Consider the following 9,632-nt stretch of genomic DNA (forward strand, 5'->3'; position numbering starts at 1 on the left):
GTGGTCCGGGCGGGGCCGGCCGCAAGGGCATCGGTCGGGTCAGGCCACGACCTCCTGCAGCTTGCCGGTGGCGACGTCCAGGACGAAGCCGCGCACCGCGTCGGTGTGCGGGACGAACGGGCTGTTCCTGATCCGCGCGACGGACTGCCGCACATCGGTGTCGAGGTCCGCGAAGGCCTCGGCCGCCCACGGGGGCTTGATGCCGGTCTCCTCCCGGATCGACTCCCGGAAGGCGTCGTCGCCGAAGGTGAGCATGCCGCAGTCGGTGTGGTGGATGAGGATGATCTCGCGCGTCCCGAGCAGCCGCTGACTGATCGCCAGGGACCGGATCGCGTCGTCGGTGGCGACCCCGCCCGCGTTGCGGATCACGTGCGAGTCGCCCTCGGCCAGCCCGAGCACGCCGTACACGTTGAGCCGGGCGTCCATGCAGGCCAGGACGGCGGTACGACGGGCCGGCGGCAGCGGGAGCGGTCCGGTGAAGGAGGCGGCGTAGTCGGCGTTGTTGGCGAGGTACTGCTCGGTGGCGCGGACGTTCTCGGTCATGACTGACTCCGGATTCGCTGGCTGGAGTACACGGGAACGGCGGGCCGCCGGGGGCGCTCCCCCGGGCGGGGAGGGCGCGGCGGCCACCGGTGAGGAGAAGCGCCACGGCCGGAGACGGCGGTGGCGGGCCCTGGCCTCGGCGGCGTCGGGGACGCGGCCGGGCGGGCCGGGAGGAACGTGCGGGGCGGCGGGTGGCCGGGCCCCGGGGCGACCCCGTGGGTCAGCCGCGACAGCCGGTACTGGATACGCGGCCGTAGTCGACGTGTCGACGCCGCACGAGCACGGTCATGCCCTCAACCTAGCGCGGGCCGTGGCGGCCGGTCCACGGCCACCGGCCCGGAGCGCGGGCGTACGGACGCGCCGGGGCAGCGCCCGCGCCGTGCTGCGCGCCCCCGACGCCGGGATCCCCCGCCGCCCTAGTCGAGCACCGGCAGCAGCTCCGGCAGGTGTCCGTCCGAGGCGAGGGCGGCCGCCCGGCGCTCGGCGGGCACCTCGCCGTAGGTGGTGGTGCGCTGGCGGTGCGGCCGGCCCGCCGCCTCCGCGATCGCCTCCAGGTCGCGGACGGACTTGTAGCTCCCGTACGCCGAGCCGGCCATCCGGGAGATCGTCTCCTCCATCAGCGTGCCGCCCAGGTCGTTGGCACCGGAGCGGAGCATCTCGGCGGCGCCCTCCGCACCGAGCTTCACCCAGCTGGTCTGGATGTTGGGGATGTGGGTGTGCAGGAGCAGCCGGGCCATCGCGACCACGGCCCGGTTGTCACGGGCGGTCGGTCCGGGCCGGGCGATGCCGGCCAGGTAGACCGGTGCGTTGGTGTGGATGAACGGGAGCGTCACGAACTCGGTGAAGCCGCCCGTCCGCTGCTGGATCTGCGCGAGCAGCCGCAGGTGGCCGAGCCAGTGGGCGGGAGTGTCGACGTGGCCGTACATCATCGTGGACGAGGAGCGGATGCCCAGCTCGTGCGCGGTGCTGACGACCTCCACCCAGGTGGCGGCGGGCAGCTTGCCCTTGGTCAGCACCCAGCGGACGTCGTCGTCGAGGATCTCGGCGGCGGTGCCGGGGATGGTGTCCAGACCGGCCTCCTGGGCCTGCTGGAGCCACTCGCGGATGGACAACCCGGTGCGGGTGGCGCCGTTGACGACCTCCATCGGGGAGAAGGCGTGCACGTGCATGCCGGGCACCCTGGCCTTCACCGCGCGGGCGATGTCGAAGTACGCGGTGCCGGGCAGGTCGGGGTGGATGCCGCCCTGCATGCAGACCTCGGTCGCGCCGACGTCCCAGGCCTGGGCGGCGCGGTCGGCGACCTGGTCGAGCGAGAGCGTGTAGGCGTCGGCGTCGGTGCGGCGCTGGGCGAAGGCGCAGAACCGGCAGCCGGTGTAGCAGACGTTGGTGAAGTTGATGTTCCGGGTGACGCAGTAGGTGACGGTGTCGCCGACCGCGTCGCGGCGGACGTCGTCGGCGATCCGGCAGAGCGCGTCCAGGGCCGGGCCGTCCGCCTGGAAGAGGGCGAGGGCCTGGGCGTCGGTGAGCTTGGTGGGGTCGTCGGCGGCGACGGAGAGGGCTTGACGGATATCGGATGACAGAATCTGAAATCTGTCATCCGTCAGCCGTCCGCTGTCCGCTGACATCTGCTCCCGCAGCACCTCCCAGTCCCCGTACACGTCCTCGAAGTCGGCCCGGCGGTCCCCGGTCCGGCCCTCGGTGTCGATGGTCCTGTGCAGGTCGGTGCGGCCGTACGAGGTGGGCAGGTCCTCCGGCTCCTGCCAGGGCAGGCCGACCGGCATCGCGTCCTCGCGCGCCAGCCCGGTGACCGGGTCGGCCAGCGCGTTCACGTGCGGCATGATCCGCGGGTCGAGCCAGGGCTCGCCCCGCAGCAGGTACTCCGGGTAGACGGTGAGCCGCTCGCGCAGCGCGAATCCGGCTTCGGCGGTACGGGCGGCCAGGTCCTCGATGTGCGGCCACGGCCGCTCGGGGTTGACGTGGTCCGGAGTCAGCGGGGAGACCCCACCCCAGTCGTCGATGCCCGCCCCGACGATCAGCGCGAACTCGCGGTCGACGAGGTTCGGCGGCGCCTGGATGCGGGCGGACGGCCCGAGCACCAGCCGGGCGACGGCGATCGCGGCGGCCAGCTCCTCCAGCTCGGCGTCGGGCATCGCGCGCATCGCGGTGTCCGGCTTCGCCCGGAAGTTCTGCACGATCACCTCCTGCACGGCGTGGTACTGCCGGGCGGTGCGCCGGATCGCGAACAGCGCGTCGGCCCGCTCCTCGTACGTCTCGCCGATGCCGATCAGCACGCCGGTGGTGAACGGGACGGCGCTGCGCCCGGCGTCCTCCAGGACGCGCAGCCGGACGGCGGGCTCCTTGTCCGGCGAGCCGTGGTGCGGGCCGCCCGGCTCGGACCACAGCCGGGTGGCGGTGGTCTCCAGCATCATGCCCATGGACGGCGCGACCGGCTTGAGCCGCTGGAAGTCCGTCCAGGTCAGCACGCCCGGGTTGAGGTGCGGCAGCAGGCCGGTCTCCTCCAGCACCCGGATGGCCATCGCCCGGACGTAGGCGAGCGTGTCGTCGTACCCGTGCGCGTCGAGCCACTCGCGGGCCTCGGGCCAGCGCTCCTCGGGGCGGTCGCCGAGCGTGAACAGGGCCTCCTTGCAGCCCAGCGCGGCGCCCTGACGGGCGATCTCCAGCACCTCGTCCGGCGAGAGGTACATGCCGTGCCCAGCCCGGCGGAGCTTGCCCGGCACGGTGACGAACGTGCAGTAGTGGCACTTGTCCCGGCAGAGCCGGGTCAGCGGGATGAAGACCTTCTTGGAGTACGTGACGACCCCCGGCCGGCCCGCCGCCTCCAGACCCGCGTCGCGGATCCGGGCCGCGCTCGCGCAGAGGTCCCGCAGGTCCTCGCCCCGGGCCTGGAGCAGGACCGCCGCCTCGGCGACGTCGAGGGCCACCCCGTCACGCGCCCTGCGCAGGGCCCTCCGCATGCCGTTCGCGGTGGCGGGGGGCGTGCTGGGAGCGGATACGGCCGGGACCGGTGCGGTCGGGGAGGCGTCGGTTGCGTCCATGCCGCGACCCTACGCGGCTTTCAACCCCCAGGAGGACGTAACCCTGAGGTGGGATCAGGGTCACCCACCCGGCGGGATGCTTCGTGAGGTGTACCCGGATGTGGCCCTGCGGGCTGATGCCCCCGGGCCGCCAAGCGCTTGTAATGGAGTAGGGACGGGCGATCGGCACACCTACGGAGGGGTTGAACGTGATGACGGACGACACGACGACTGAGGTGGACCAGGGCGGTGCGCCGTACCGGTCCGGGCGGCGTACGGCGGTGCGCGTCCTGGTGCCGGTGGCGGTGGCGGGCGTGGTGGCCGCCGGTATCGGCCTGGTGCCCGCGCTGGCCGACGACGGGGCGCCGAGCCTGCCGCCGCTGACGGCGCAGCAGCTGGTCGAGAAGGCCCTCGGCTCCGAGGCGCAGACGCTGTCCGGCACCGTGCAGATCTCGGCCGACCTGGGTGTGCCCGCGCAGCTGCTCGGCGGTGTCGGCGGCGGGCTCGGGGGCGCGGCCGGTGCCGGCGGGGAGGGCGGCGGATCGTCCGCGGCCGCGCCGGAGACGAAGCTGGCAGGCCTGCTCAGCGGCAACCACACCCTGCGGGTCGCGGTGGACGGGCCGGACCGCCAGCGGGTCGGGCTGATCGAGAACCTGGCCGAGTACGAGCTGGTCCGCAACGGCGCCCAGGCCTGGGCCTGGGACAGCTCGACCAACGAGGCGGTGCACCTGACGCTCCCGCAGGCCGGCGCCGCCGACCGGCACCGGGCTCCGCTGACCGGCGTGCCGACGACGCCGCAGGAGGCCGCGCAGCGGTTCCTCGCGCTCAGCGCCGGCACCACCTCGGTCACGGCGGACGGCACGGCGACGGTCGCGGGCCGCAAGGCGTACCGGCTGAGCGTGAAGCCGACGCAGGCCGGCTCGACGATCGGCGAGGTGCGGATCGCGGTGGACGCCGGCAACGGTGTGCCGCTGGCCGTGGTGGTCAAGGCCGCCGACGGCGGTGGCACGGTGTTCGACGCCCACTTCAAGGACGTGTCCTTCGCCGCGCCGGATGCCAAGGCCTTCGACTTCACCGCCCCCAAGGGCGCCAAGGTGACGGAGCGGAAGCTCGACGACGGCCATGACGCAGCCGGGGCCCCGGAGGCAGCCGAGGAGGCCGCCGGGGCCGCCGCCCACGCCGGGGACGGCCTGAACGTGGTCGGCGAGGGCTGGACGACGGTGCTCAGCACCCGGCTGCCGGCCGGGGACGCCGTCGCACCGGCCGAGGGCGGGGCCGGGCGCGGGAGCGGGCCCGCCGCGCCGCGGGGCGGCCAGAGCGTGCAGTCGCTCGCCAAGGCCCTGGGCAAGCCCGTCGACGGCGGCTCGCTGATCAGCACCAAGGTGCTGAACGTGCTGGTCACGGACGACGGCCGGGTCTTCGCCGGCGCGGTGACGCTGCCGGTGCTGCAGAGTGCGGCCGGGGTGAAGTAATGACCCAGGCTCCTCCCACGGAGCCGGCTGGGGGCCGGGCCGCCGATGCGCGCCCGGCCCCCGTCGCCGCTCCCCCGCCGCCGGTGGCCGTCGACGCGGTGATCAGCACCAGCGGGCTGACCAAGCGTTTCCGGGGCGGCCAGCTCGCCGTCGACGGGCTCGACCTGACGGTGCCGCGGGGCAGCGTCTTCGGCTTCCTCGGCCCGAACGGCTCGGGCAAGACCACCACGATCCGGATGCTGATGGGCCTGATCGCGCCGTCCTCGGGCCGGGCCACGGTGCTCGGCGAGCCGATGCCGCAGTCGGTCGGCTCGGTGCTGCCCCGGGTCGGCGCCCTGATCGAGGGCCCCGCGCTGTACGGGTTCCTCTCCGGGCGGGACAATCTGGCCCGCTACGACGCGGCCGACCCGACCGCCGACCCGCGCAGCCGGGAGCGCCGGGTGCGCGAGGCACTGGACCGGGTCGGGCTGACGGCCGCCGCCGGCAAGAAGGCCAGGGCGTACTCGCTCGGCATGAAGCAGCGCCTCGGCCTGGCCGCCGCCCTGCTCCAGCCGCGCGAGCTGCTGGTGCTGGACGAGCCGACCAACGGGCTCGACCCGCAGGGCATGCGGGAGATCCGCGCGCTGGTCCGGGAGGTGGCGGCGGAGGGCACCACGGTCTTCCTCTCCTCCCACCTGCTGGACGAGATCGAGCAGGTCTGTACGCACGCCGCCGTGATGTCGCGCGGCCGGCTGCTGGTGCAGGGCACCGTCGCGGAGCTGGCTGCCCGGGCCCAGGGCCGGCTGGTGGTCCGGACGGCGGACGTGGCGCAGGCCGCCGGGATCCTCGCCGCCCACGGGCTGAGCGGCATCCGGGCGGGGGACGACCGGGTGGACGCCGAGACGAGCCCGGCCCCGCCCGGGTCGCCGGAGGACGACGCGCTGCCCAAGCTGTGCGCGGCGCTGGTCGAGGCCGGGGTGCGGGTGCGCGGCTTCGGGGTGGAGCGGGGCACGTTGGAGGACGCCTTCGTGGCACTGACCGGGGAGGGCTTCGATGTCGCAGGTTGAGCTACCGCAGGTTGAGCTGTCACAGACTGAGCTGTCGCAGGCCGGGGCGTCGCGGGCCGGGGCGTCGGCGGGCCGCGCCGCCGGGACGGCTACGGCCGCCCGCACGGGCCGGGGCTTCCTGGCACTGTTCCGCAGCGAGCTGACCCTGACGTTCCGCCGGGCCAGGACGATGGCGCTGCTGGGCATCCTCGCGGTGCTGCCGGTGCTGATCGGCACCGTGGTCAGGATCGAGACGGGCTCCTCGCACGGCGGGGAGGGCCCGGCCTTCATCGCCCAGGTGACCCAGAACGGCCTGTTCCTGGTGTTCACCGCGCTGGCCGTCGCGCTGCCCGTCTTCCTGCCGATGACGGTGGGGGTGGTCGCGGGCGACTCGATCGCGGGTGAGGCGAGCACCGGCACCCTGCGCTACCTGCTGGTCGCTCCGGCGGGCCGGAGCAGGCTGCTGGCGGCCAAGTTCGCGGCCGGGCTGGCGTTCTGCCTGGCGGCGACCGTGACGGTGGCCCTGGCCGCGCTGGCGACGGGCGCCGCCCTCTTCCCGCTCGGCGAGGTGACGCTCATCTCGGGCGACACCATCGGCCTGGGCTCGGCACTGCTGCGGGCCGTCCTGGTGGCCGGCGTGGTGGCGGCCTCACTGGCCGGACTGGTCGCGATCGGCCTGTTCATCTCGACGCTGACGGGCAGCGGGATCGCCGCGATGGCGAGCACCGTGGGCCTGGTGATCACCGTGCAGATCCTGGACAGCTTCCCGCAGCTGCACGCCATCCAGCCGTTCCTGTTCACCCATCACTGGCTGAGCTTCGGCGACCTGCTGCGGCAGCCGATGTACTGGGACGGAGTCCTGCAGAACCTGGGGTTGCAGGCGGCCTACGTGGCGGTCTTCGGCGCGGCCGCGTGGTCCCGGTTCACCAGCCGGGACATCACGTCCTGACAGCCACGTCCTGACAGCCGCCCCGGCCGGCCCGGCCGGCCACCCGCCAGAGGCGTCAGCCCGTGCCGGCCGGGGCGGGGGCGGCCTCCGCCGGGCGCGGGCCGGCCGGCCCGACGACGCCGGGAGCCGCCGACCGGTCGGTACGCAGGCGGCGCAGCGCGTCCCAGGTCAGCACCGCCAGGGCGGCCCAGACCAGCGCGAAGCCGGCCCACCGGGCGGGCTCCATCGTCTCGTGGAAGACGGCGATGCCGATCAGGAACTGGAACACCGGCGCGAGGTACTGCAGCAGCCCCAGCACGGTCAGCGGGACGCGCACGGCCGCGGCGCCGAAGCAGAGCAGCGGGACGGCGGTGATCAGCCCGCTGAGCACGAGCAGCCCGGAGTGACCCCAGCCGTAGGAGCCGGGGACGGTGTGGCCGAACGTGCCGTGCCCGCTGACGGCGAGGTGGACCAGGTAGCCGAGGGCGAACGGGAACATGAAGGCGCTCTCGACCGCGAGGCTCTCCAGCCCGCTGAGTGCGACCTTCTTCTTCAGCAGGCCGTAGACCGCGAACGAGAACGCGAGGGTCAGCGCGATCCACGGCGGCCGGCCGTACCCGATGGTGAGCACCGCGACCGCGAGGGCGCCGACGCCGACCGCGGCCCACTGGGCGGTGCGCAGCCGCTCGTGCAGCAGCAGGACGCCGAAGGCGATGGTGACCAGCGGGTTGATGAAGTAGCCGAGGCTGGTCTCGACGACGTGTCCGCTGTTGACGCCCCAGATGTAGACGCCCCAGTTGACCGAGACGACGGTGGCGGCGCCGGCGGACATGGCGAGCCGGCGGGGCTGGCGCAGCAGGGGCCGGATCCAGCCCCAGTGGCGCTGCACCAGCAGCATCAGCAGGACGGCGGCCATTGACCAGACCATCCGGTTGACCAGGATGTCGTCGGCGGGGCTGGGCTCCAGCAGCGGCCAGAACAGCGGGAAGAGCCCCCATATGCCGTACGCGGCGGCGCCGGACCAGAGGCCGCGAGTGGCCTCCTGTGGGGTTGTCTCCGGCATGACGGCCTGCCCTCCGCGCGCTGTTGTCGAGCCGACGGTAGCGGGCGGAGGGCAGGATGTCATCTCCGTTTTCTCATGTTGGTCATGACACCGCACGGGCGGGGGCGCCACCCCCGGCGCCGGGGCGGGTGTCAGGCCTGGAGCGCGGCCTTCACCGTCTCGGCGAGCGGGGTGGTGGGGCGCCCGATCAGCCGGGCCAGGTCGCCGTTGGCGCGGGCCAGCTCGCCGCGGGCGATGCCCGCGTCCACGTCCACCAGGATCTCCGCGAAGGCCTGCGGCAGGCCCGCGCCGAGCAGGGCCTGGAGGTGCTCCTCCGGCAGCACGTTGCGGTAGACCACGGGCCGGCCGGACTGCGCGGCCAGCTCGGCCGCAAACTCGTCGAAGCTCCAGGCCACGTCGCCGGCCAGCTCGTACGCCCGGCCCTCGTGGCCCTCGCCGGTCAGGACGGCGACCGCCGCGTCGGCGTAGTCGGCCCGCGCGGCGGAGGCCACCCGGCCCTCCCCGCTGCTGCCGACCGGGCCGCCGCGCTCCACGGTGCCCGCCAGGTCACCGGTGTAGTTGTCGGTGTACCAGCCGTTGCGCAGCAGCACGAAGGGCAGCCCGGACTCGCGGATGGCCGCCTCCGTCGCCTTGTGCTCGTCCGCCAGCCGGAAGCCGGCCTCGTCGCCGCCGAGCACGCTGGTGTAGGCGAGCAGCGCCACTCCGGCGGCCTTGGCGGCGGCCACCACCGCGAGGTGCTGCGGGGCGCGCTGCCCGACCTCGTTGCCGGAGATCAGCAGCACCTTGTCACCGGCCCGGAAGGCGTCCGCCAGGGTCTCGGGGCGGTTGTAGTCGGCGAGGCGGACGTCCACGCCCTTGGCGGCCCAGTCGGCGGCCTTCTCGGGCGAGCGGACCGCGACCGCGATCTCGCTCGCGGGGACCTCGGCCAGCAGGCCTTCGACGACGAGGCGGCCGAGCTGGCCGGTGGCGGCGGTGACGACAATCATCTGATGCTCCTGAGGGGTGGGATCGTTCGGGCTCGTTACTTACTCTAGGCATGGCACTAACTCTTGGAAAGTACGCACATTGAAGTAGGGTACTGAGGTACAGGTAAGGACAACAGCGAAACCCGACGCGCCGGAGGCCGTGACATGCAGGCGATGACAGAGCCGTCGATCCTCGACCACGCTCCGGACGTCTACAACCGGATGTGCCCGTCCCGGGGCGTGCTGGAGCACGTCACCAGCCGCTGGGGCGTGCTCGTGCTGGCCGCGCTCAGCGAGCGCGGCTACCGGTTCAGCGAGCTGCGCCGCCGGGTGGCCGGCGTGAGCGAGAAGATGCTCGCCCAGACCCTGCAGACCCTGGAGCGCGACGGCTTCGTCCTGCGCGAGGCCCACCCGGTGATCCCGCCCCGGGTCGACTACAGCCTCACCCCGCTCGGCGAGGAGGCCGCCGAGTACGTCTCGGCCCTCGCCCACTGGGTGGAGCACCGGGTGGCCGTCGTCGAGGCGGCCCGCTCGCAGTACGACCGGAAGCCGCGCTGACCCTTCGGACGGGACGGCGACGCCCCCGGCCGCAGTCTCGGCG

General features: G+C 74.0%; 8 protein-coding genes. 4 read left to right on the plus strand and 4 right to left on the minus strand.

Translation table 11 applies throughout. The features are described 5' to 3' along the window. Positions 1-39 precede the first annotated feature (39 nt). The gene (locus ACFUK0_RS38280; RefSeq protein WP_380258370.1) at positions 40-543 is read right to left on the minus strand and encodes a beta-class carbonic anhydrase; all 504 of its coding nucleotides are present in this window, start codon (positions 541-543) and stop codon (positions 40-42) included. Between the two features lie 416 nt (positions 544-959). Then, the gene (locus tag ACFUK0_RS38285) at positions 960-3,518 is read right to left on the minus strand and encodes a bifunctional FO biosynthesis protein CofGH (RefSeq protein ID WP_380258384.1); all 2,559 of its coding nucleotides are present in this window, start codon (positions 3,516-3,518) and stop codon (positions 960-962) included. A gap of 272 nt (positions 3,519-3,790) precedes the next feature. On the opposite strand from ACFUK0_RS38285, the gene ACFUK0_RS38290 reads away from it, so the two are divergent. The 3 genes from ACFUK0_RS38290 to ACFUK0_RS38300 are packed head-to-tail and all read left to right on the plus strand — an operon-like array spanning position 3,791 to position 7,024. Continuing rightward, positions 3,791-5,050, plus strand: coding sequence for an outer membrane lipoprotein carrier protein LolA (locus ACFUK0_RS38290; protein ID WP_380258372.1), 1,260 nt, complete (start codon positions 3,791-3,793; stop codon positions 5,048-5,050). After that, the gene (locus ACFUK0_RS38295; protein WP_380258374.1) at positions 5,050-6,096 is read left to right on the plus strand and encodes an ABC transporter ATP-binding protein; all 1,047 of its coding nucleotides are present in this window, start codon (positions 5,050-5,052) and stop codon (positions 6,094-6,096) included. Before ACFUK0_RS38290 ends, ACFUK0_RS38295 begins: the two co-directional genes overlap by 1 nt. After that, positions 6,083-7,024, plus strand: a complete 942-nt coding sequence (locus ACFUK0_RS38300) for an ABC transporter permease (RefSeq protein ID WP_380258376.1) — start codon at positions 6,083-6,085, stop codon at positions 7,022-7,024. The genes ACFUK0_RS38295 and ACFUK0_RS38300 overlap by 14 nt, the downstream gene beginning before the upstream one ends. A 55-nt stretch (positions 7,025-7,079) precedes the next feature. On the opposite strand, the gene rarD is transcribed toward ACFUK0_RS38300, so the two are convergent. Together rarD and ACFUK0_RS38310 are read right to left on the minus strand one after the other, a co-directional pair. After that, positions 7,080-8,066 carry an EamA family transporter RarD gene (gene rarD, locus ACFUK0_RS38305; protein WP_380258378.1) on the minus strand — a complete coding sequence of 329 codons (987 nt, stop codon included), beginning with the start codon at positions 8,064-8,066 and terminating at the stop codon, positions 7,080-7,082. Between the two features lie 131 nt (positions 8,067-8,197). After that, positions 8,198-9,052, minus strand: coding sequence for an NAD(P)H-binding protein (locus ACFUK0_RS38310; RefSeq protein WP_380258380.1), 855 nt, complete (start codon positions 9,050-9,052; stop codon positions 8,198-8,200). A gap of 144 nt (positions 9,053-9,196) precedes the next feature. On the opposite strand from ACFUK0_RS38310, the gene ACFUK0_RS38315 reads away from it, so the two are divergent. Continuing rightward, positions 9,197-9,589 (plus strand): winged helix-turn-helix transcriptional regulator, encoded by a 393-nt coding sequence (locus ACFUK0_RS38315; RefSeq protein WP_380258382.1) that lies wholly within the window; start codon positions 9,197-9,199, stop codon positions 9,587-9,589. The last annotated feature ends 43 nt before the right edge of the window (positions 9,590-9,632 follow it).

Source organism: Kitasatospora sp. NPDC057223 (genome assembly GCF_042669755.1).
GTDB lineage: Bacteria > Actinomycetota > Actinomycetes > Streptomycetales > Streptomycetaceae > Kitasatospora.

Bases quoted from the DNA above. Each gene is read 5' to 3' on its own strand.
- ACFUK0_RS38280 (WP_380258370.1), bottom strand. From the start codon at position 543: ATGACCGAGAACGTCCGCGCCACCGAGCAGTACCTCGCCAACAACGCC.
- ACFUK0_RS38285 (WP_380258384.1), bottom strand. From the start codon at position 3,518: ATGCGGAGGGCCCTGCGCAGGGCGCGTGACGGGGTGGCCCTCGACGTC.
- ACFUK0_RS38290 (WP_380258372.1), top strand. From the start codon at position 3,791: ATGACGGACGACACGACGACTGAGGTGGACCAGGGCGGTGCGCCGTAC.
- ACFUK0_RS38295 (WP_380258374.1), top strand. From the start codon at position 5,050: ATGACCCAGGCTCCTCCCACGGAGCCGGCTGGGGGCCGGGCCGCCGAT.
- ACFUK0_RS38300 (WP_380258376.1), top strand. From the start codon at position 6,083: ATGTCGCAGGTTGAGCTACCGCAGGTTGAGCTGTCACAGACTGAGCTG.
- rarD (WP_380258378.1), bottom strand. From the start codon at position 8,066: ATGCCGGAGACAACCCCACAGGAGGCCACTCGCGGCCTCTGGTCCGGC.
- ACFUK0_RS38310 (WP_380258380.1), bottom strand. From the start codon at position 9,052: ATGATTGTCGTCACCGCCGCCACCGGCCAGCTCGGCCGCCTCGTCGTC.
- ACFUK0_RS38315 (WP_380258382.1), top strand. From the start codon at position 9,197: ATGCAGGCGATGACAGAGCCGTCGATCCTCGACCACGCTCCGGACGTC.